A 23584-nucleotide genomic window follows, 5' to 3' on the forward strand; every position below is an offset into this window, starting at 1 on the left:
CTACATATAATTTTAAAGCCAAATCAAATTATTTCGATTTGGCTTTTTTTATTTTTTCTGATACAGCAATTAATTTACCCTATTCGTTTCTTCTTCATTACCAAACTTTCTATTTTTTGAACTTATTTTTTTGTTTCCAAAACTATAACGTAATGAAAATCTAACATACCTATTGTTTCTATTTTGTCCGTAAACCTGTTTTACGTTATTAATAGTAGATTCTAAATTATTTAATGCAGAGGTGTTAAAAATATCTTTAACAAGTGCAGAAAACTGTAAATTTTTATTAAAAAGTGTTGTGCTGTAGCCTAAATCTAAACTAAATGTACTGCCTACAGAAAACAAACCGTACTGCACATCAGATTCGTAATTGGCATTAACTTGTATATTGTTATCATTTTTTAATTTAAAATTATTATTAGAAGACGCTATATAGGCAAAACCATTTTGAAGCGGCGCGTTAAAAGGCTTTGTAAATTCATTTTTTATATGAATTAATGTGAAGCTATTTTGGCTTTGTAACCACTTTAGTTTGTTAAATGTATAGCTTTCTCCTAATCCAACAACGTATTGATTTAAAAAGTTATCTCTGGTAACTATCTGTGTATTTGTTTCAATATCTGAAGTAAATATGACACTTGATACATCAGTTTTAATATTCAGAAATACATTAGTGGTTAGGTTTTTCTTAAACGTATGTTTTAATTCAAAATTATCGGTAAATGATGGTTGTAAAAAAGGATTCCCCTCACTAAACGTGTTGCTACTTACAAATACTCTAAAAGGGTTTAAATTATTAAAAGATGGCCTTTCTATACGTTTACTATAACTAAATGCAAAGGTGTTGTTTTCATTATTTTTATATAACGCATACACCGTAGGAAATAATTTAGAGTAGTTGTTTATGTTAGTTTCATTTAAATCTTCTGAAAATCCTTCGGTTTGCGTACTTTCAAAACGCAAGCCCATTTGTAATTGCCATTTTTCACCTAGTGTTTTACTTGCACTAACATAAACTGCTTGGTTGTTTTCTGTATATTTAAAAGTATTAGAAATATTGGTGTTTAAAACGGGTGTACCGCTTTCAGTATTAAAAAATTCAATACCACTTTCGCTTTTTATACTACTTATTCTTCCTCCATATGATACATTAATAGAATTGAAAGGGTGCTCCATATCTAATTTTAAACTTTTATTTTTTATAGATTGAAGAGATGTTGTTATTGCTGATAGATTTACGTTTTTAAAATTATTATTGGTATCAAAACTTTCGGTTCTAAATACTCTATTTCTATCGGCTTCATAAGTAAAATAATCTGCATCTACAGATAACGTTCTTCCTAAGGTATCAAGTTTTGTAATAGTATGTATATTTAAAGAATGACTTACTCTTTCTTGATCTTCATTACCGTTATTCACTAAAAGTGAGTCTATGGTATTCGATAAATTCATTATTCTTGTAGTACTACGATCACTAATTCCAGGTTCAGTATTGTTACCAAAATACTGTATGCCAATGGTTGTTTTATCAGTTATATCATAATCCAATAATAACCTTCCTGAGAATGCTTTTTTACTATCTTTTGTGTTAATATCTATAGCCCAAGTGCTATTAGGATAAAAAACTTCAAACGCTTCTATGCCACGTATATTTCCTCTGGTTTTGTCTATACTCGCAGATAAGTTGAGTTTGTCTTTTCTATAAAAAAACCCGTTTCTAAAAGTTGTGAAATTATAAGTATCTATATTATGAATTACAGATGCCGTATTTTTCCATGAATTTTTAACGCCAGTTTTTAATACAATATTAATTAAACCACCATCTCCAGCAGCATCATATTTAGACGGAGGTGCAGTAATTACTTCAATTTTTTTAATGTCTTCGCCAGCAATACTATTTAAATAGCTTGATAGCTCTTCTCCAGTTAGGGGTATCAGTCTACCATTTATCATAACTTGAGTGTTACCTTTTCCAAAAATAGAAACACCTTCGTCTCTTACTTGTAAACCTGGAGTAACTTTTAAGGCATCTACAGCATTACCGTTACGGGCAACAATACTATTTTCAACATTAAAAATTATACGGTCTGCTTTTTGTTCAACCAATCTTTTTTTGCTTGTAATCAATATTTCATCAAGTGTGTTGTTGTCTTCTTTAAGGTTTATTGTGCCTAAATTTATACTGTCTATCACATTAATTTCTTTTATATAACTTACATAGCCTACATAACTAATAGTAAGCGTATACATATCTTTTTTTACTTGTAATTCGAAATTACCATCAAAACCCGAGATAGTTCCAATAATTTTAGATTGGCTATTTTTTAGTACAACATTAGCACCAACTATTGGGCCTAAGTTGTCTGTAATTTTACCATTAATACTTTGTTGTGAGAATGTTAATATTGGAAATACTAAGATTAAAATAAAGATAATACGCTTCATAATTCTTGTGTTTTTGATTGTTTTCATTTTGTTTGATGCAAATATGTCTCAGAAGAAGAAACTACACGACCGAATGCAGAAAGTCGAACGTATTTTTTAGTAACAAATGCGTTCGACTTTCTTTTTTTAAACGTTCGACTTTTTACAAGCCCGTGTTTTATGAGGCTTTACGGAATGCTGTAGGTGTTTTGCCTGTATGTTTTTTAAAGGCGGTATTAAAAGAAGATTTTGAGTTAAAACCAACTGCATATAAAATTTCTAGTACAGTGTGTTTCTTTTTAGAAGGATCTTTTAGTATGGTTTTTGCTTTTTCTATACGATATGTATTTATAAAATCGAAAAAATGCTGACCAAGTTCTTGATTGATTAAAATAGATAAATCACGGTGTGGTATATTTATTTTTTCTGATAAACTTTTTACCGTTAATGAAGGCTCTAAAAAAGGTTCTTCAGTTTTCATAAAAGATTTAAGTATATCAATCTGTTTGTTTTTACTAATACTCGCATCAGATTTGGATAATAATTCTTTAGATAGTTGAAGTTTAACATTTATACCTCTAAATAATTTTGGAGATATTAGTGCTTTAAACACCAACCAAAAACTAAAAAAGAGTCCGAAAGCTAAAAGAATAATCCTGAAGGCATTTATCACATCAATATCAAAAGTGCTATAATCTCTTAAATAGCCTTTAATGAAAGTTAGTAACTGCCCAATGAGAATAAAAGTAATGAGTTGTTTTACCCATCGGTAATTATCAAAAGCTTCTTTTCCAGTAAAATTTTCAAGAAGTAATTTTCGATACCTAATTATATAGTATAGCTCTGCAATTATGTATATTACTTCTATAATTTTAGAAAAAATGTCTATAATTTTAGCTTCATTAGTGTCACTATAATTTGATAAGAAAACAGACTGTATTTCTTTTGATGCTAAAAAGAAATTAGGTGATAGAATGATTATACAAATTAACCAAGGAATAGTATGCACTAAATGTATCCACTTTAGTTTAAAATCTGAATATATAATTGATAATATATAAAGAAAGAGTAAAGGATCTTTAAAATTTGAAATTTGTATCCTTAGCATTTCTATAGCTGGTGGAAATGAAATAAAAGTATTGTAGAAAAACACGCTGATATCTATGGCAGTAATAATTAAAAAACTAGCTAGTAATTGATTGCTAAGTTTTTTTGTGGTTTTTACTGATAATAAGAAAATTGAAAGGAGAATAAATAATAAAACAATTATAAAACTTACAATGCTAATAGCTGTGATATCATTCATAAATTGATTATCTAAGAAAGAGAATTTTGAGTTTCTTCATCAATTAAAATGTCTAAAATCTTTATTGCTGCTTCACTAATTTTCGTACCAGGACCAAATACAGCAATAGCACCAGCATCAAATAAAAATTGATAGTCTTGTTTTGGTATAACGCCGCCAACAATAACCATAATATCATCACGTCCGTAATTTTTTAGTTCTTCAATAACTTGTGGTACTAAAGTTTTATGACCTGCAGCTTGCGAAGACACTCCTAAAATGTGTACATCATTCTCAACGGCTTGTTTTGCAGCTTCTTTTGGGGTTTGAAATAAAGGCCCAATATCTACATCAAAACCAATATCAGCATAACTTGTAGCTACAACTTTTGCGCCACGGTCATGTCCATCTTGTCCCATTTTAGCAATCATAATGCGTGGTCTCCTACCGTCTTGGGCAGCAAAAACATCTGCAAGTTCTTGTGCTTTTTTAAAAGAGTCGTCGTTTTTTATTGCTTTACTGTACACGCCAGAGAATGATTTTATTTGTGCTTTGTGTCGTCCGTATGCCACTTCAAGCGCATTGCTAATTTCACCTAAAGTTGCTCTAGCCTTAGCGGCTTTAACAGCTAAAGCTAATAAATTTTTTTCTCCTGTTTTTGCAGATTGAGTTAAATTTGATAAAGCGGTTGCAACATCTTCAGCATTTCTAGTAGATTTTATATCATTTAAACGCTCTATTTGAGAGTCTCTAACAGTTTGGTTATCTATTTCTAAGGTAGATATAGCGTCTTCTTTTTCTAGTTGATACTTGTTAACCCCAATAATAATATCTTCTTCAGCATCAATTCTTGCTTGTTTTTTTGCTGCAGCTTCTTCAATACGTAGTTTCGGAATTCCAGCTTCAATAGCTTTGGTCATCCCTCCTAAATCTTCAATTTCTTGAATAAGCGTCCATGCTTTTTGAGCAATATCATGGGTTAGTTTTTCAACGTAATAACTACCTGCCCATGGATCTACAGTTTTAGTTATTTGTGTTTCTTCTAGTAAGTATAGTTGCGTATTTCGTGCTATACGTGCAGAAAAATCTGTTGGTAATGCAATAGCCTCGTCCAAGGCATTGGTGTGTAAACTTTGTGTGCCGCCAAATACTGCAGCGGTAGCTTCTATCGTTGTTCTTGCCACATTGTTAAAAGGGTCTTGCTCGGTTAAACTCCAACCAGATGTTTGGCAATGGGTTCGTAATGCTAATGATTTTGGGTTTTTTGGGTTAAATTGTTTTACAATTTTAGCCCAAAGCATTCTAGCAGCTCTCATTTTAGCAATTTCCATAAAATGGTTCATGCCAATACCCCAAAAAAAGGAAAGTCGAGGTGCAAATGTGTCAATATCCATGCCTGCTTTTAAGCCTGTTTTTATATACTCTAAACCATCGGCTAGTGTATATGCCAACTCAATATCGCAAGTTGCACCAGCTTCTTGCATGTGGTAGCCAGAAATACTAATACTGTTAAATTTAGGCATGTATTTACTGGTATATTCAAAAATATCAGAGATAATTTTTATAGATGGTGTTGGCGGATAAATATAGGTGTTGCGCACCATAAACTCTTTTAAAATATCATTTTGGATAGTTCCTGAGAGTGCTTCTGGTTTTACACCTTGTTCTTCAGCAGCAACAATATAAAATGCCATAATGGGCAATACCGCACCATTCATGGTCATAGAAACCGACATTTTATCTAGTGGTATTTGGTTAAAAAGCAATTTCATGTCTTCAACCGTATCTATAGCAACACCTGCTTTACCAACATCGCCTATTACGCGTTCATGATCAGAATCATAACCACGATGGGTAGGCAAATCAAAAGCTACAGATAACCCTTTTTGTCCTGCAGCTAAATTTCGTCTATAAAAGGCGTTACTTTCTTCTGCGGTACTAAAACCTGCATACTGCCTTATGGTCCAAGGTCGTCTTACATACATAGTGCTGTAAGGTCCGCGCAAATATGGAGGAATACCCGCTGCAAAGTTTAAATGTTCAACATGGTTTAGATCATTTTCAGTATAAACTGATTTTACAGGAATACCTTCGGCTGTAGAAAACGTGGTTTTATCTACTTTCGAAGCTTTTTCTTCTGTTGTAATCTGTATATGTTGAATATTTTTTCTCAAATCAATTAATGGCCATGTCCTGCATGAGGGTCATTTTGTGTTGTTGGTAGTGGAATCTTATTAAAATCTACCTTTTCTTCTGTTTTTTCGGATACTTTTGATAAATCTTCATTAAATAACTTTCCGTAATAAAATTCTAAAGCTATATATGCAGATAGATATTTGTCTCTTATAGCGGCACCATAGTTTGATAGTATGGCTGGTCCGTATAGTTTGGGGCTCATGCTATTGGTTTCAATTAATGCTTTTAGTGTAGTTTTTAAACTTTTATCTGTCATGTTTTCAGATATGCATTTTAAAACCGGACTATTGTAATTCAATGTGCTATTTGCTCCATCTAAATTCCATAAATCTGTTTTAGTTTTTAAAACTTCAAATATTTCAACACTATGTGGTGATACAATATCTATAAAATTTCCTCTACTGTATAAAGCAGTTCTAATAAATTGAGAATAGGCACGGGTAAGATTTGGGTTTCCTGTTTGTCCTGTTTTACCGTATGTTTTTAAAATATCGTCTTCAAAAGAAAATAAAGCTTCGTTTAGTAGTTTTAAATCAAATTGATCACAATTCAATACAATACCTTTTTCAGAGAATTTATACTCTGACAACGTTTTTTCTTCTGATTCTTTTTTACAACTAAACACAGTTACTGCCACTAAAAGCACAATGATGTTAAATTTTGATTTCATAATGATTACTCGGTTTTTAATCGTTTTTGTTCTAAATGTTCGGTTAAACGTTTTTCTATGATGGGTTCTATTAAAGTTTTTCTTTTTTTAGTTTTTACAAAAGGGTAAATTTCTAAATTACTCTTCATGGTTTCACTAGTGTTTGGGTGTTTATTACTACCCAAAATTACCTTATTACCAGCATTAAACTGTTCTTGTTCTTTTGTAGCGCTTTCTTTTATTTTTCGCTGAATAGTACCGCTTTTTAACTGTTTTAAAAAGCCACCGTTGGTTTCAATATCTTTAAATATATCTAGAGCTTTGTTTGCTAATTGTTGTGTGAGCGACTCTATGTAGTAGCTACCATCTGATGGGTTTTTAACAACATCAAAATAACTTTCGTGTTTTAAAATTAGCAATTGGTTTCTGGCAATTCTACATGCAAAATCATTGGGTTTATTAAAAACAGTATCGTATGGTAAATTACTAATAGTATCTGCACTACCTAAAACAGCACTCATACATTCTGTAGTTGTACGTAACATATTTGTATTATATGCATAAAGCGCCTTATTGCGTGTAGAAGGTGTGGCAAAAATTATACATTTATAATCTGTGGAGTATTCCTTTTTAAGCGTATTAAACAACACTCTTAGTGCACGTAATTTTGCGATTTCAAAAAAATAATTAGTGCCAATGGCAACATTAAAGACAATATTAATTTGAGATGAAATACTTGTATGAGTAGTTTCTATTGCATTAAAATATTCGTTAACATGCGCTATGGCGTAGGCTAATTGTTGTACCATATTAGCTCCTGCATTTTGATATAATGAGGCATTAATTGTTAAAGAATTTGAATATAATGTACAGGTTTTAAATTTTGAAAAATCGTCATTTAAGTTTGAATACCAATTGCCTGTTTTTGCAAGATGCCCTATAATATCAATATTAATAAAGGTGTTTACTTTTGAAGTAATAGCGCAAATACTTTTGATACTATCTTCGGATAAAAATTGAAGTTCAAAATACAGCGTAATTGTTTTGAAGTTGATATTAGCTAGCAACTTTTTAAAATCAATATCTTTTGAAGGTATAATGAATCTTATACTTTCTGCTCCTTTTTTAACTGCTAAAAGAGCAGAAGCATTTGCTTTTTTAGCATTAAAAACAGTAAGGGTTTCGCATATTTTAAAACTGCTTATAGGTGTTTCTGAAAGTTTTAGGGGTGTATTTAAATCATCAGAATGATAAAAGGGTTTTACTTTAATGCCTTCGCTACTTGTCCAAACTAATGCGTCATTATAGTCCGCTCCTTTTAAATCGAACTGTATGATTTGTTTCCATTGTTTAGCAGAAACAGGTTCAAATTCATTAAATAACGAGTTACTCATTATCCTTTGTTTTTAAACTGTCTTCATATTCTATAATAAAAATCTCTTCATTCTCACGTTTCATGAAATATTCCTCACGGGCAAATTTTTCTAAGCCTTGTTGAGAACTTAACTTTTTAAATGCTTTATCGTCATTGTCTTTATTCCTTTTATAGTAGTCTTTTTCAGCTTCTAAATCATTAATTTCAGAATTTAATTCATGGTGAATAAACCACGAGTTGCTATCAAAAAAAATCATCCAAACAACAAAAACTACCAAAATAAGAATGTAAATATTCTTAAATGGTTTTAGGTATTTATTATTTGTATTAATTTTTTTCATTTAAAGTTTCTCATTAATTATGGTGCGAACAATATCTATAGCTACGGTATTGTAATGGTTGTTTGGTATAATAATATCTGCATATGCTTTCATAGGCTCTATAAACTGATCATGCATTGGTTTTAATGTGGTTTTGTAACGTGTTAAAACTTCATCTAAATCTCTACCACGCTCAGAAATATCACGTTTTAATCGGCGTATTAAACGCTCATCACTATCAGCATGCACAAAAATTTTAATATCAAACATCTTACGCAGCTCAGGATTGGTAAGTATCAAAATACCTTCTACAATCATCACTTTTCGTGGATGTGTTAAAATAGTGTCTCCAGTTCTATTATGTTTAACGAAGGAGTATACTGGTTGGTGTATAGGTTCGTTATTTTTTAGTGCTTTTAAGTGTTGTGCTAACAAATCAAAATCGATACTCCTGGGGTGATCAAAATTAATTTTTACGCGCTCATCATAACTTAAATGCGAGGTGTTTTTGTAATATGAGTCTTGAGAAATAACACCAACTTCTCCTTCTGGTAGTTCTTTTAAAAGCTGTTGTACTACAGTGGTTTTACCACAACCTGTACCTCCAGCAATACCTATTACCAACATAGTGTTATTATATTTTTAGTGTAAAAACAAAGTTAGTAAATGTAAAATAATAAGCTGTAAAATGGTTTTATTTTTTTATAGCTGCAACTTCTTCTTCAGTAACTATTTTATTATTGGTATTTCCCCAATTGTTATTTATATAATTCATAACGTCTGCTATTTCAGCATCATCTAAACCCATAGGCGCCATATAGCCATTGTAAGTTACACCATTTACGGTTATTTCGCCTTTTTGACCATATTTAATGCCTTTAATACTAGCTTCTCGCTTATCTTTTAAATAATCAGATGCTGCTAATGGCGGAAATGTTTTTTCTACACCAGCACCGTCTGCCATATGGCAGTTGATACAAAAATCTGTATACACTTCTTGCCCTCTAGTAATGCTTTCTTGAAACTTATCTTGTGTGTTAATATTTAAAAAACCAAAGGTAGTTATGCCGCTAAAAATTATAAATAAAAATACTTTCATACTAAATGTTTAAAATGAATCTGGAATAATTTTTACAATACCTACACCTTCAACACCAGCATACAAATAACCGTCTGGTGCTAGTTTTATATTTCTAAATCGTCCTAAACCTTCAAATAGTTTTTCACGTTTAATAACTTTGTGGTCTTCTATAATAAGTCGTTCTAAATATTGAAATTTTAAGGAGCCAACGAGCACACTATTTTTCCAATCTGGATATTTTTCTGAATATGGAAAAGCCATTCCGCTAGGTGCAATTGATGGTACCCAATAAAACAAAGGTTGTTCCATACCTTCTTTTTCGGTAATTTCTGTAAAAGGTGTGCCGCTATAATTAATACCATATGAAATAACAGGCCAACCAAAGTTTTTACCTTTACTAATAATATTTATTTCGTCGCCGCCTTTTGGCCCATGTTCATTAACCCAAATTTCACCAGTTGTGGGATGCATTACCATACCTTGCGGATTACGATGCCCGTAGCTAAAAATAGCTTGTTTTGCATCTGTTTCGCCAACAAAAGGGTTGTCCTCAGGTACAGAACCATCGGCGTGTAGTCGGTAAATTTTACCACCATCTCTGGTAATGTCTTGTGGGTTTACATCACGATTACCTCTATCGCCAATAGAAAAATATAAGTAGCCTGCTTTATCAAATTCTATACGAGATCCAAAATGTTGTCCTTTTTTTGTGTTGGTAGCGCCTTTGTATAAATGCTCAATATTAGTAAGTGTATTTTCGTTTAGTTTAGCGCGCATTATAGCAGTATTACCACCATCGCCTTCGCCTTCAGATGAGGCATACGAAAAATAAATCCACCCATTATTATTGTAATCTGGGTGTAATTTTATATCCATTAAACCACCTTGGCCTCTTAGGTATATTTCCGGAAGTCCGTCAATTTCAGTTTTCTTACCATCCTTAAAATGAATAAGTGTTCCTGTTTTTTCAGTAATAAGAATACTTCCTTCAGGTAAAAATTCCATACCCCAAGGGATGTTTAATTCTGGTACAACAACCTGAGTAACGTAATTTACTTTTACTGGTGTTTCAGCAGATATCTCAGAGGGTTCTTGTTGCGCACAAGAATATAAGCAAATAGATAAAAATGTTAAAAGGGATAGAAACTGTTTCATTATCATAGATTTATTGGTATAAAGATACATTAAAACAAATAATTTAAAGTGATGCCCGAAAAATAGTTTATTGGGTTTCCAGGATAAAAGTATCGAGGCGCATTACCGCCAAAACCTCTAGCATTTATTAATATTTGAGAGGGATAAGTAGTATCAAAAATATTATTAATACCCAAAAACATATTGAGTCTTAAATGAGGTAATACTGTGTTTTGATATCCTATTTTTAAGTTTGAAATACTATAACTTTCGCTAAATAAAGAGTTACTGTCTGTAATTGGCATTTCTCCAACATATTGAAAGTTTAAGTTACCGTAAAACCCTACAGTTGAGTTAACATCAATACCTAAATTTAAAATATCTGATGGCACACCTGTAACATCATTGCCCGAAAAGTTAGTGCCTCCATCAATAAATTCATCAAATTTATAAAGGTTTAAGCTATAACTCCCAAAGGTAGATAGTTGTAAATTATCAGAATTTAATATACTGTATATCCAATCTATTTCTAAACCATCATGATTGGTTTTTCCTGCATTTATGCCAATAAAGGCATCTTCTGCAGTTCTTCTAGCAACTAAAAGGTTTTTAATAGCTAAGCGATAGATAGACATGTTATATTGCAACCTATTGTTTAATGTTGCTCCTTTTAAGCCAACTTCAAAATTCCAACCTGTTTCAGGGTCTAAGTCTGTATTAATTTGTCCGTCTGGGAGCAATGTTTCTTCTAGAGATAACGGTGAAAACCCATGACTGATGTTCGCATAGAGGTTTGAATTAGAATGTAATTGATGTAATACGCCAATTTTTGGAGATACTAAACCACTAAATTTAAAATTTCCAGATTCGTCTGCGTTATCATTTGATACAGGAAATCTGTCTTGCAAATCATAACGTGTTTGGTTGTAATTTAATCCTAAAACAATATTTGTTTTGGTGGATATATCATATCTGGCTTCTAAAAAAAGATTATAGTATTGTCTTTTTTCTTTAAAATTAGATAAGGCATTACCTTGAACGCTACCATTGCCTTCTGGGAAATCTTGATACAGATTTTCAAAGGTTTGGTGTTTGTAGTTATCTCTAAAAAACTCAAGTCCAGAGGTCCACGTTAATGCTCTGTTATAAATATTGAAGTTACCAATAAAACGATGTCGTAACCCATAACCAAATACAGATTCATCCAAAATATTAAAAGGTCTAGGCTCATAAGAGTTTCTAAAAGATGTGAAAATACTTGTGTTTTGAGACAGGTTTTTATTAAAAACATGCTGTAATGTAATACCTAATAAGCCTCTTTTTGTGTCTTCAAAACCTTGAGCAGTACCCCAAGTAAATGCCGCAGCTTTTGGATTATTTCTAAACGTAGTTTCGTTTAGCGAACTTGGTATAAATGCTTTTAAGTTTGAAAACGCACCTAAAATAGAAAGCTCATTTTTAGTGTTTAATTGGTGTGTAGAGTGTAAGGTGAATGCTTGCCTATTATAATTATTATTATCTCTAAAGCCATCACTTTTAGTAGTGCTAAATACTATTTTTACAGCATTTGATGCATTGCCATAGTCAAAGTGTGATAAATTTTTAAACAACCCAAAAGAGCCAATTGTAGTTTCGTTTTCTATACTAGCGGTATTAAAGTTTGCTGATTTTGGTAGTAATTGAATAACACCACCAAGTCCTGCACCGTAAGAGCTAGAAGTAGCACCCTTTGTAATTTCTATGCTTGAAATAGCACCCAATTCAAAATCTTCTAAACTCGTTTCTCCACTGCCATTAGTTAATGGAATATCTTTAAAATAAGCTCTAATTTTAGCAGTACCAAATAAGTTTCTAGAGCCAACACCTCTTATGGTAATGCGGTTGGTATTAAGCGCACCAGTTTGCATAAATACTCCAGGAACTCTATTTAAAGCTTCATTTATATTAATAGAGTTTGCACGCTCAATAGCTTTTGTAGAAATAAGAGAAGTGCTAGAGGTTGCTTTTTTTAATTGTACAGGTAAATGGTTGGCATTTACTAAAACTTCATTTAATTGTGTTGTTTTTTTTTGAAGTGGTGCTTTATTGTTAATGCTATCGTTTTCTATTGTTTTTGTGTTATTCTGAGAGTAATGTAATTGTGTAGCTATTACTATTAAAACAAAAGAAAGACGTATTTTTTTTTTCACTGGCCGAAATTAGAGGATTTATAAAAACTCTAAAAGTTTGAAGCATTAAAATTTTCTTAAAAAATTGTTTTAAAACTAGTTAAAAGAAGTATATTTGCACCCGCTTAGATAATCAATTCGGGGTGTAGCGTAGCCCGGTTATCGCGCCGCGTTTGGGACGCGGAGGTCGCAGGTTCGAATCCTGCCACCCCGACTAACCACTTAACAAGTGGAAACAAAGAGCTGTTAATCTATTAATTAATAGCTCTTTTTATTTTATATGGAGTTATATTATATACCTGTTAAATGGATTAGTAGACAAGTTGTTGTAAATTTAAGTAGCAATTAGGTCTAGTTAAGGTTGTCTTTGCAGCGAGAAATTTCGTCTCTTTCATTTTTATGCAAATAAAATAAAGGACTTGTATCCCTAAGTTGACAAAAGTATATGTGGCTAATAGCTTTTGCAGTAAAATATTTAGCACGATATAACATACCTGATTACTTTTATGTCATGGTAAAATATGCTTAAATCAAAACTAGCTTTAACATATTTGTAGTTAATAGCAAAATAATCTATTGATATCGATTTTAGTTTATTGCATAACTTAAATTTTAGTCTTAATTACAAATCCTTAAGAAAATCTAAATCTAGCATATGGGTTTGCTTCCTTTTTTTTGTAGCGATGTAACTATATACATTTCCCAATTCTTGTATTAGTGATAATTTTGTCTCTACAAACGTTTGGTACGCGTCTATGTCCTTTACGACAACTTTTAACAGATAGTCAAAATTTCCTGTTACTTGATAGCACTCCGAAACTTCTGTAAAATCATTGACTTGCGCCGCAAAATTCCCTAAATAGCTACGTGTATGGCCCTTTAGAGTAATTCCAATAAAAACGGTTTGCTTTAAACCAAGTTTCCGTTCGCTTAAAACGGTCGAATATTTTTTTATGTATCCTTCTTTTTCGAGTTTTTTTATTCTTTCGAAAATGGGAGTTTGGGAGAGATTTAATATTTCACCAATTTTTTTTGCAGTTATTTTAGAGTCTTCTTGAAGCAATTCTAAAATTTTAATATCAATACCGTCCAGTTTATTTTTCATCTAGTGAATTTTATTAAATAAAAATACAAAAAAAATAAAAAATAGTGTAAAACATTAAAATAATACAATTAAATAGTGAAAAACACCATTTATATTATATTTTAAAGTTATATTAAATATTAAGGTTATTGGAATAATAACTTTACAGTCATGGATATAAATTCAATTTTTAAAGAATATATAAAGCCAAAGGATTATGCAGGAGGCTTAACAAAGGACGAGATTGATTTTGTTGGGGATATAGGCAAAATATGGAAGCTCTCTTCAAATGAAAATATTTTGGGTCCCTCTCCTTTAGCACAACAAGCAATCTGCAAATGTCTTGAAAATATCCACGAATATGACTTTAGAGATGATAGTTTGCTTAAAAAGGCTATTTGTGAAACTGATACAAATCTTACTTCTAAAAATTTAGTTTCGGCTAATAGTGGAGTTGAAGTTTTGGAATTAATAACTAGGGGCTTTTTAAGTCCTGGTTTAGAATGTATCATAAGTCACCCAACATTCGTTGCCTACCAAAGTATGATTGAAAATGAGGGTAGTAAAGTTATAAACGTCCCTCTTAATTCAGAAAATTATACCATTGATGTCCAAGGGGTTTTAGATGCAGTCACAGAAAAAACTAGACTTGTATTTATTACAAACCCAAACAATCCTACTGGGACGTATACCGACAAACCAAGTATTGATTATTTAATCTATAATCTTCCCAAAGATATCGTTATAGTTTATGATGAGGTTTATTTTCATTTTTCCGATGCCCCAGATTTCCCTAGAGCTTTTGATTATATAAAAGAAAACCAAAATGTTATTGGCGTACACAGCTTTTCAAAAGCATATGGTTTGGCAGGAATACGCTTAGGGTATGGAATTTCAACTCCAAAAATAATTTCATATTTAGAAAATATAAAGCGACCATTTATTATCAACACTTTGACTATGGTTGCAGGTATTAATGCACTAAAGGATACAAATCACCTACAAAAAACCATATCATTAATTAGGTCTGAAAAAAAATGGCTCTATCAAGAGTTTGATAAACTAAACATCAAATACTGGCCCAGCCAAACTAATTTCATCTTTATTGAATTAAAAATGAAACTAAATGACTTTGTAAATAAAATGCTAAATCGTGGAATCATGATTAGGCCCTGCGATAAATTTGGAGCTCCGAAAGGTGCTAGAATAACAATTGGTAATAGGGAAGCTAATATGGCCTTGGTTAAAGCATTGACTAAAATATATATGCATGCCGAGATATCATAAATTAGGTAAAATACCTTCAAAAAGACACACTATTTTTAAGAGTGATAGTGGTAATTTTTACTATGAAGAATTATTTGGAACTATAGGTTTTGACGGTATGTCTTCATTGATATACCATACACAACGTCCAACACAAGTTAAAAAAGTGTTGAAATCGTACAGTGTGGCTCCTAAAATTGCTCTGGAAAAGAATATGAAATCATTGAGTTTAAAAGGATTTGATATTAAAGCTGTTAACGATTATTTGGAAAGTAGAAAAATAATATTGGCTAACAGTGACTGCTATATAGCATTGGCTGCTCCAAAAAAATCGTTAAGGGATTATTTCTATAAAAATACAGATTCTGATGAGGTTGTATTTATACACAAAGGAACTGGGAAACTTAGAACCTTTTTGGGAAACATTGATTTTAAATATGGGGATTATATAGTAATTCCTAGGGGTGTTATCTATCAGATAGATTTTGATACAGAAGATAACCGGTTGTTTATCGTAGAATCTAAACATCCTATTTACACACCAAAACGATATCGTAATTGGTTTGGTCAACACTTAGAACATTCGCCATTTTGCGAACGTGATATACATCCGCCAAGTAAATTAGAAACCTTTTCTGAAAAAGGAGAATTTGTTTTAAAGGTAAAGAAGCAGGACATGATTCATGAGTACATATATGCATACCATCCATTTAGTGCAGTAGGTTGGGATGGATATAATTTTCCGTATAAGTTTTCAATTCATGATTTTGAACCTATTACAGGTCGAATACATCAGCCACCACCAGTTCATCAAACATTTGAAACAAGTGCGTTCGTTATATGCTCTTTTGTTCCAAGACTTTATGATTATCATCCTCAAGCCATACCGGCTCCCTATCATCATAGTAATATAGATTCTGACGAGGTATTGTATTATGTCGATGGGGATTTTATGAGTAGAAATAACATTGGTATTGGTCAGGTTACATTACACCCGTCCGGTATACCTCACGGTCCACATCCCGGAACTATGGAACGTAGTATAGGACAATCTAAAACAGAAGAGTTAGCAGTAATGGTAGATACATTTAAGCCGCTAAAGGTCACAGAAGAAGCGGTAAAAATTGATACAGGAAACTATCACACTTCTTGGTTAAATGAAAATCATTAAAAAAGAAATAAAATGGCAGAGATTAAAAATTTAAAAGATTTACAGAATACAGAATACGGATTAAAGAAAATATTCGAAGATGCTGAAGATTTTCTTCCCTTAAATGGAACGGATTATATAGAATTATATGTTGGTAACGCAAAACAGTCGGCGCATTTTTATAAAACATCATTTGGTTTTCAATCGGAAGCTTACGCAGGTTTAGAAACAGGTATGAAGGATAAAGTATCATTCGTTTTAAAACAAGATAAAATACGATTGGTATTGACGACACCTCTGGAAAAGGGAGGTAAAATAATTGAGCATATAGACGAACACGGTGATGGAGTAAAAGTTATTGCACTTTGGGTAGACGATGCTACAAAATCATTTGAGGAAACTACTAAAAGAGGTGCTAAACCTTTTATGGAGCCTACTAAAGAAGAAGATGAACATGGTCATGTGATTCGTTCAGGAATTTACACCTATGGAGAGACTGTTCATATTTTCGTAGAGCGAAAAAACTATGATGGAGTGTTTTTACCTGGGTATAAAAAATGGTCATCACATTATAACCCAGAACCGGTTGGTTTAAAATTTGTCGATCATATGGTCGGGAATGTAGGTTGGGGTGAAATGAAAAAATGGTGTGAATTCTATGCGAGAACTATGGGTTTTGCGCAGATAATTTCATTTACAGATGATGATATCTCTACAGATTATACGGCCTTGATGAGTAAGGTAATGAGTAATGGCAATGGTAGAATAAAATTCCCTATTAACGAACCTGCAAAAGGCAAAAAGAAGTCCCAAATTGAAGAATATTTGGATTTCTATAATGGACCAGGAGTACAGCATATTGCAGTCGCAACCAATAATATTGTAGAAACGGTCTCAGCCATGCGTAATCGTGGTGTCGAGTTTTTATATGTGCCAGAAGAATATTATGATGATTTATTAGACCGTGTTGGAAAAATTGATGAAGATGTTGAGGTATTAAAAAAACATGGAATTTTAATAGACAGAGATGAGGAAGGATATCTATTACAGATTTTTACAAAGCCGGTTGTAGATAGACCGACGATGTTTTTTGAGGTAATACAACGTAAAGGAGCGCAATCCTTCGGTGTAGGTAATTTTAAAGCCTTATTTGAAGCTATAGAACGCGAGCAGGCCAATAGAGGAACTTTGTAGTTTTCAAAATTCATGCAACATAATATTTCATACAAATTAAAATTGAACAGTGTCACGGAGAGGTTGCCAAAGCACTTGCATAAGTTTATTGTAAAACAGCCGTATTCAGAATACACCCCGCAGAATCAAGCAGTCTGGAGATACGTGATGCGATTGAATACGGATTATCTTTCTCAGGTGGCCCATGATTATTATTTAAAGGGAATTGAAAAAACAGGAATTTCTATTGAATCAATTCCAGAAATGGAAGGAATGAACCGGATTCTAAAAGATATTGGTTGGGCGGCAGTTTCTGTTGATGGATTTATTCCTCCAAATGCCTTTATGGAATTTCAAGCTTACAACGTATTGGTTATCGCATCTGATATGAGAACTATTGATCACATAACCTATACACCAGCGCCCGATATCATTCATGAAGCGGCGGGACATGCACCAATAATTGCAAATCCGGAGTATGCAGAATATTTAAGAAGATTTGGAGAGATTGGTAGTAAGGCAATTTCATCATCAAAGGATTATGAATTATATGAGGCGGTGAGACTTGTTTCTATTTTAAAAGAAAATCCAAATTCGAAAACGGAAGATATTGATACGGCACTTAACCATTTGAATCATGTAAAAAATAATATGGGCGAGTTGTCAGAAATGGCCCAAATTAGAAATCTTCATTGGTGGACAGTTGAGTATGGTTTAATAGGAGATATTGAAAACCCTAAGATTTATGGAGCTGGATTACTGTCATCAATTGGTGAGAGCAAAGAATGCTTAAATAAAACTATAAGTAAGCTCCCATATTCAATAGATGCAGCGAAGGTTGATTTTGATATAACTAAGGCGCAACCCCAGTTGTTTGTTACACCGACTTTTGCTCATTTAAGTTTCGTACTTGAAAAATTCGCTAACACAATGGCACTAAGAAAAGGAGGTCTTTATGGGGTTAATAAATTAATTGAATCTAAGAATATTGGTACAATAGAATTAAGTACAGGAATTCAAATTTCTGGAGTGTTTACCAATGTGATTACTCACGATGATAAAGCAATTTATATTCAAACAACTGGAGAATCTGCCTTAGCATCAAGTGGTAGAGAGTTAATTGGTCACGGAATTAAATATCATACTGAGGGTTTTGGAAGTCCTATTGGAAAGCTGGAGGGAATTAATTTGGCTATCGAAGATATGTCTCCGAAAGACTTAGAAACCTATGGGATTATTGAAGGATTTTCTGCACGTTTATTGTTTGAAGGAGGAATTTTAGTTGAAGGGAAAATTATAACAGGAAAAAGAGATTTACGAGGTAAAGTAATATTGATTTCATTCGAAAATTGTAAGGTAACTTATAAAAAGCAGATTCTTTTTGAAAAAGAGTGGGGAATTTTCGACATGGCCATTGGTAAAGAGATTACGTCAGCTTACGCAGGTCCTGCGTCTCCAGATTCTTTTGATGATCTTTTTAAAGTTTCCGAAGCAAAAACACACAAGATAAACTATACAGATTCTCAACTAGAGTTACATTTATTGTATAAAATGGTTAGGGATTTTAGAGAAGAGAAGATATACAGACTAGAAATTTTAACAGAAATTTTTAATAATTTGAAAAGTAAATATCCTAATGATTGGCTCTTACCTCTAGAAATTTATGAATTGATTCATAGTAAAGAAAGTCAGTTGAAAGAAATAGTATTTCAATATTTAGTAAAGTTGAAATCAAATAAAGATTTTGAAAAACTGATCGCTGACGGGTTACGATTAATTTCAAAGGAAGCGGTAATAATTAAATAATAGCAATTTTATATGAAAACTTGGATTACAATACCAAACGAGTCAGACTTTACTATATATAATATTCCTTTTGGAATATTTTCTACAAGCTCTATAAAACCAAGGGTATGTATAGCTATAGGAAACCAGATTTTAGATTTGGTTGAGTTATATGAATTAGGGGTTTTTAAAGATATTGATTTTGACATTGCTGTATTGAAGAGTAAGTTTTTGAATGATTTTATTTCTTTGGGTAAATTGAAGACGGTAGAAATACGCAAAGTAATTCAATTAGAATTAACTGACGAGAATTCTATCTTGAGGCAGCACAAAAAGGCTTTTAAAATGCAGTCAGATGTAAATATGCATATGCCGATTTCAATTGGAGATTATACTGATTTTTACTCAAGTATTGAACACGCTACCAATGTTGGTAAGATGTTCAGAGATCCTGAGAATGCATTATTGCCTAATTGGAAACATATACCAGTTGGTTACCATGGCAGATCTTCATCTATCATTTTAAGCGGTCAAAATATCCATAGACCTAAAGGACAAGTATTGTTGCCAGACCTTGAAACGCCTGTATTTAAGCCATCTTCTAAAGTGGATTTTGAATTAGAAATGGGTTTTGTTATTGGTAAAGAGACGCAGCTTGGTGAATCTGTAAAAATAGCAGATGCTGAGAATTATATTTTTGGTAAAGTTTTGTTCAATGACTGGTCGGCTAGGGATGTTCAAAAATGGGAGTATGTTCCCTTGGGTCCATTTTTGGCAAAAAACTTTGCGTCTACAATTTCTCCTTGGATTGTGACTATGGAAGCTTTAGAACCTTTTAAGGTTAAAGGCCCAAAACAAAGCCCAAAGGTATTGCCTTATCTTGATTACGATGGCTTAAAAAATTACGATATTAATTTAGAGGTCAGCATACAACCGAAAGGCAGTAAAGAAAGTATTGTGAGTAAAACTAATTTTAAATATATGTATTGGAATATGGTGCAACAGGTTGCCCATCATACAAGTAATGGGTGTAATATAAAAGTTGGAGATTTGATGGCCTCTGGGACTATAAGCGGTAAGGGAAAAAAATCTTATGGTTCAATGCTCGAACTTTCTCGGGGAGGGAAAGAACCTCTGAAATTATTTAATAATGATGAGAGAAATTTTATAGAAGATTTTGACACTGTAATTATGAGAGGTTATTGTGAAAAAGATGAGATTAAGGTTGGTTTTGGAGAATTGAGAACGCAATTATTACCATCAATTTAAATTTAAGAAATTTGAAAAATATAGTATCCTTAGATCCAAATTCTATATCAACTATTGAATTACACCAAATTTTGCTTACTGCTGTGGCACCAAGGCCTATAGCACTTGCAAGTACCATATCAGCAGATGGAAAGGTGAATTTAAGTCCGTTTAGTTTTTTCAATGTCTTTAGTGCTAATCCACCCATACTCATTTTTTCACCCGCACGAAGAGTAAGAGATAATACAGTAAAGCATACTCTGGAAAATGTAAAAATCACCAAAGAAGTTGTTATAAATGTTGTCAATTTTCCAATTGTTGAGCAGATGTCATTATCAAGTACGGAATATGATAGAGAAACAAACGAGTTTAAAAAAGCTGGTCTTACTGAGGTACCATCAGAAAAAGTAAGATCACCAAGAGTTTCAGAATCTCCAGTGTCTTTTGAATGCGTTGTTGATGATGTTATTGAGCTAGGCAAGCAAGGAGGTGCTGGGAATTTAGTGATTTGCAAAGTTATATTTATTCATATTAACAGAGCGTATTTAGACGAAAAAGGAAAATTGGATACCCTAAAACTACAGTCAGTTGCTAGGCTAGGTGGAAGTTGGTATTCTAAAGTTACTAACGAGTCTTTATTTGAAATCCCAAAGCCTGTATCTTCAAATGGAATAGGTGTTGATCAATTGCCTCTTCATATTTTTAAAACTGATATCCTTTCAGGAAATAACTTAGGACGACTTGGTAATGCTGAAAGAATCCCATCAGAAAAGGAGTTGTCAAATCATAGAAAATCAGCAGAAATTCATATAATAATAGAAATTAAAGACGCTCAAGAGAGAATAGAAATGCTACATACTTTAGTTCGAGAATATCTTAATAAAGACAACTTTAAGTTAGCAATAAATACACTTTTTGCAATTTAAATAGCTCATCTCTATGATGTTATAGTAAATTAATATCCTTGAAGATAATTGTTAGTAAAAAGCTAATTTTATCTCAGCGGCGGGCTATTCTGTTTCAGATAGTGAAGCTGCAAATACTCCCAAAAAAACATTTAGCCCATTAACCTAACGTGAGTTCGACGTAAGAAAGTTTGTTTTTTAGGCAGTAGAAAAGTAGAAATTCATTATATTTAAGTATCTGACATTTAAATATTTAAACAAATTTCTACTTATGATTTCTAATGATAAAATTACTGAAATTTTCTGTACTGTTGATGATTTTTGCAAGGAAATAAAGCAAATATTGGACGAGAACTCCCTTGAGAGTGATTCTTCTGTGAAAAAACGCAAACGAAAATGCAAATTAAGCGATAGTGAGGTCATATCCATAATGGTCTTTTTCCATCTTAAGGGTTACCGTTGCCTAAAACATTTTTACATTCATTACGTGCAGAAACATATGCAATCAGAGTTTCCAGAAACAGTTTCATATAATAGGTTTGTTGAACTGCAGAGTAAATCCATTTTGCCCATGGTGGTATTTCTACAGACTTGTTGTTTAGGTAAATGCTCAGGAATTTCATTTCTAGATTCTACTGTAATTAAGGCTTGTCATTATAAGAGAGAAAAACAAAATAAGGTGTTTAAGGGTATTGCTGCAAAAGGACGTGGTACAATGGGGTGGTTCTTTGGTTTCAAGCTGCATATCATCATCAATGAACGGGGAGAAATTATAGACTTTCTAATAACACAAGGTAATGTCGATGATAGGCAGCCCCTTAAGGATAAAACGTTTCACGATAAGGTTTTTGGAAAAATATTCGCAGACAGAGGTTATATTGGTAAAGATCTATTTGAAAAACTATTTGTGGATGGCATACACCTAGTAACCAAAATTAAGAAGAACATGAAAAATGCGTTAATGCATATTTATGATAAAATACTCCTAAGAAAAAGAGCTGTGGTAGAAAGTGTAAACGATATCCTTAAAAACCAGTGTCAAATAGAACATACCAGACACAGAAGTTTTGATAATTTTATAACAAATCTTATTTCTGGACTTATTGTATATGCTTTTTATCCAACAAAACCCAATATCAATATTGATAGAATTCAAAGAATTGGGTAAAACTTATATCGAACTCACGTTAAATAATATCTAATTGTTCACCAATCATTTTACGTTTGCCCAGTTCTTCTAGAATATCTATTGTATCTAAAACCATATTTTCCATCTGCCTTTTCTGCGTGCAAAAGAAAACTTGAATACCTCAGTATAAAAAACCAATCATGTATTTATATCTACGCTTTCGGTACGTTATTGTAAAGGTCTGATTTTATCATCCGCAAGATCTATCAATTGGTATAGATTACAAATGATTTCAACTTCGGATTACTAACAAAAAAAAACGCCTTACCATTTTCTGTGAACCTAACATTTAATGAGTTTAAAAGTCCAATTTATGATGTCTTAAAATGAGTTTTATGTTTACTTAGAAGAGCAAATTATATCACTAACTTACGACTAAAACTTCAATCAGCCTTTTTATTATTAAATCTATTACTATTGTTATCCAAGTTTCTTAATTTTTGCATAGCTCTATAGGCATAATTTCGAACTACCTGTTCATTAAGTTCCATTATTTTAGCGATGGTTTTGTAGTTTAAGTCTACAAAATGACGTAGGTACAAGACCTCTCTTTGAGCAGGAGAAAGTTGATTCATTAATTTCGAAACTTGTTGTTGAGTTGCATTTTTTGTTTCTTTTTCTATGTAACTAGTTTCTACAGAACCCTCTATTCTAGTATCCATAGAATCGAACTGCATTAAGTATTTATTTTTCGATATTTGCTTGTTTTTTTTATGGTGTAGTTCGTGTATCCTATTTCTTTTAAATGCTGAAAATAGATAGGCTTCAAAGTTATCAATTGCGGCTAATTTCTGAGTGTTTTTAGCTATCCAAATAAATAATTCTTGAATGGTATCCTCAACCGTATGTTTGTTTTCTTTAGAGGATAATTTGTTACCATATAATCTTAACTTATCAAAATAGATGCGGTAAAGCTTCTCTAAAGAGGCATAGTCACCTTTAATAACTTTATCCTTTAACGCTTCTGTAGAGGTGTTAGATTCACTCATAATCGCTTTGATTATTAAATTATATTAATTGTAAAAAAATCATATAATTTTTCTAAATTCAGTAAAATGTTACTAGTTTTTTTAGCAATAATACAAAAAAAATATTTTTTTTTAAGAAATAAATTAAAACTATAGGTTACAAAAAAAGGTTTCGTTTTATCTT

The 23584-nt window shown here is 32.1% G+C and carries 19 protein-coding genes and 1 tRNA gene; 8 read left to right on the forward strand and 12 right to left on the reverse strand.

Features of this window, described 5'->3' with window-relative positions:
- Window positions 1-69 precede the first annotated feature (69 nt).
- From ACKGJY_RS06525 to ACKGJY_RS06570, 10 genes are all read right to left on the reverse strand, one after another.
- Window positions 70-2472 carry a TonB-dependent receptor domain-containing protein gene (locus tag ACKGJY_RS06525; RefSeq protein WP_413973062.1) on the reverse strand — a complete coding sequence of 801 codons (2403 nt, stop codon included), beginning with the start codon at window positions 2470-2472 and terminating at the stop codon, window positions 70-72.
- 130 nt (window positions 2473-2602) lie between these two features.
- Window positions 2603-3730: a helix-turn-helix domain-containing protein gene (locus tag ACKGJY_RS06530; protein WP_413973063.1), complete on the reverse strand. Its 1128-nt coding sequence runs from the start codon at window positions 3728-3730 to the stop codon at window positions 2603-2605.
- An 11-nt stretch (window positions 3731-3741) separates the two neighbouring features.
- Complete coding sequence (gene scpA / locus ACKGJY_RS06535) at window positions 3742-5883, reverse strand: methylmalonyl-CoA mutase (protein WP_413973064.1); 2142 nt, start codon at window positions 5881-5883, stop codon at window positions 3742-3744.
- Window positions 5884-5888: 5 nt separating this feature from the next.
- Window positions 5889-6575, reverse strand: a complete 687-nt coding sequence (locus tag ACKGJY_RS06540) for a hypothetical protein (RefSeq protein ID WP_413973065.1) — start codon at window positions 6573-6575, stop codon at window positions 5889-5891.
- A gap of 5 nt (window positions 6576-6580) precedes the next feature.
- A complete protein-coding gene (locus ACKGJY_RS06545) occupies window positions 6581-7948 on the reverse strand; it encodes a methylmalonyl-CoA mutase subunit beta (RefSeq protein ID WP_413973066.1) in 1368 nt (455 codons plus the stop codon).
- A complete protein-coding gene (locus tag ACKGJY_RS06550) occupies window positions 7941-8270 on the reverse strand; it encodes an FtsB family cell division protein (RefSeq protein ID WP_413973067.1) in 330 nt (109 codons plus the stop codon). Before ACKGJY_RS06550 ends, ACKGJY_RS06545 begins: the two co-directional genes overlap by 8 nt.
- Window positions 8271-8876: a uridine kinase gene (gene udk / locus ACKGJY_RS06555; RefSeq protein WP_413973068.1), complete on the reverse strand. Its 606-nt coding sequence runs from the start codon at window positions 8874-8876 to the stop codon at window positions 8271-8273. It abuts the gene before it with no gap.
- 67 nt (window positions 8877-8943) lie between these two features.
- On the reverse strand, window positions 8944-9348 hold the full coding sequence (locus ACKGJY_RS06560) for a c-type cytochrome (protein ID WP_413973069.1): 405 nt from the start codon (window positions 9346-9348) through the stop codon (window positions 8944-8946).
- Window positions 9349-9357: 9 nt separating this feature from the next.
- Window positions 9358-10485, reverse strand: coding sequence for a PQQ-dependent sugar dehydrogenase (locus ACKGJY_RS06565; RefSeq protein ID WP_413973070.1), 1128 nt, complete (start codon window positions 10483-10485; stop codon window positions 9358-9360).
- 29 nt (window positions 10486-10514) lie between these two features.
- Window positions 10515-12653: a TonB-dependent receptor family protein gene (locus ACKGJY_RS06570; protein WP_413973071.1), complete on the reverse strand. Its 2139-nt coding sequence runs from the start codon at window positions 12651-12653 to the stop codon at window positions 10515-10517.
- A gap of 118 nt (window positions 12654-12771) precedes the next feature.
- On the opposite strand from ACKGJY_RS06570, the gene ACKGJY_RS06575 reads away from it, so the two are divergent.
- Window positions 12772-12846: transfer RNA gene (locus ACKGJY_RS06575), tRNA-Pro, on the forward strand.
- 408 nt (window positions 12847-13254) lie between these two features.
- Here the strand turns inward: ACKGJY_RS06575 and ACKGJY_RS06580 are convergent.
- Window positions 13255-13737: an Lrp/AsnC family transcriptional regulator gene (locus ACKGJY_RS06580; protein ID WP_413973072.1), complete on the reverse strand. Its 483-nt coding sequence runs from the start codon at window positions 13735-13737 to the stop codon at window positions 13255-13257.
- Between the two features lie 150 nt (window positions 13738-13887).
- On the opposite strand from ACKGJY_RS06580, the gene ACKGJY_RS06585 reads away from it, so the two are divergent.
- The 7 genes from ACKGJY_RS06585 to ACKGJY_RS06615 all read left to right on the forward strand — a co-directional run bounded on the left by ACKGJY_RS06585 (window position 13888) and on the right by ACKGJY_RS06615 (window position 22411).
- A complete protein-coding gene (locus tag ACKGJY_RS06585; protein WP_413973073.1) occupies window positions 13888-15003 on the forward strand; it encodes a pyridoxal phosphate-dependent aminotransferase in 1116 nt (371 codons plus the stop codon).
- The gene (locus ACKGJY_RS06590) at window positions 14987-16153 is read left to right on the forward strand and encodes a homogentisate 1,2-dioxygenase (protein ID WP_413973074.1); all 1167 of its coding nucleotides are present in this window, start codon (window positions 14987-14989) and stop codon (window positions 16151-16153) included. Before ACKGJY_RS06585 ends, ACKGJY_RS06590 begins: the two co-directional genes overlap by 17 nt.
- Before the next feature lie 12 nt (window positions 16154-16165).
- Window positions 16166-17326, forward strand: coding sequence for a 4-hydroxyphenylpyruvate dioxygenase (gene hppD, locus ACKGJY_RS06595; RefSeq protein ID WP_413973075.1), 1161 nt, complete (start codon window positions 16166-16168; stop codon window positions 17324-17326).
- Between the two features lie 12 nt (window positions 17327-17338).
- The gene (locus ACKGJY_RS06600) at window positions 17339-19111 is read left to right on the forward strand and encodes an aromatic amino acid hydroxylase (RefSeq protein ID WP_413973076.1); all 1773 of its coding nucleotides are present in this window, start codon (window positions 17339-17341) and stop codon (window positions 19109-19111) included.
- Between the two features lie 12 nt (window positions 19112-19123).
- Window positions 19124-20359: a fumarylacetoacetase gene (fahA, locus tag ACKGJY_RS06605; RefSeq protein ID WP_413973077.1), complete on the forward strand. Its 1236-nt coding sequence runs from the start codon at window positions 19124-19126 to the stop codon at window positions 20357-20359.
- A gap of 11 nt (window positions 20360-20370) precedes the next feature.
- Entirely contained in the window at window positions 20371-21264 is an 894-nt protein-coding gene (locus ACKGJY_RS06610) for a flavin reductase family protein (protein ID WP_413973078.1), read from the forward strand.
- Window positions 21265-21514: 250 nt separating this feature from the next.
- Window positions 21515-22411, forward strand: coding sequence for an IS982 family transposase (locus tag ACKGJY_RS06615; protein WP_413973079.1), 897 nt, complete (start codon window positions 21515-21517; stop codon window positions 22409-22411).
- Between the two features lie 404 nt (window positions 22412-22815).
- On the opposite strand, the gene ACKGJY_RS06620 is transcribed toward ACKGJY_RS06615, so the two are convergent.
- Window positions 22816-23421, reverse strand: a complete 606-nt coding sequence (locus ACKGJY_RS06620; RefSeq protein WP_413973080.1) for an RNA polymerase sigma factor — start codon at window positions 23419-23421, stop codon at window positions 22816-22818.
- Between the last annotated feature and the right edge of the window lie 163 nt (window positions 23422-23584).

It is taken from the genome of Hyunsoonleella sp. 2307UL5-6 (assembly GCF_047345485.1).
Classification (GTDB): domain Bacteria; phylum Bacteroidota; class Bacteroidia; order Flavobacteriales; family Flavobacteriaceae; genus Jejuia.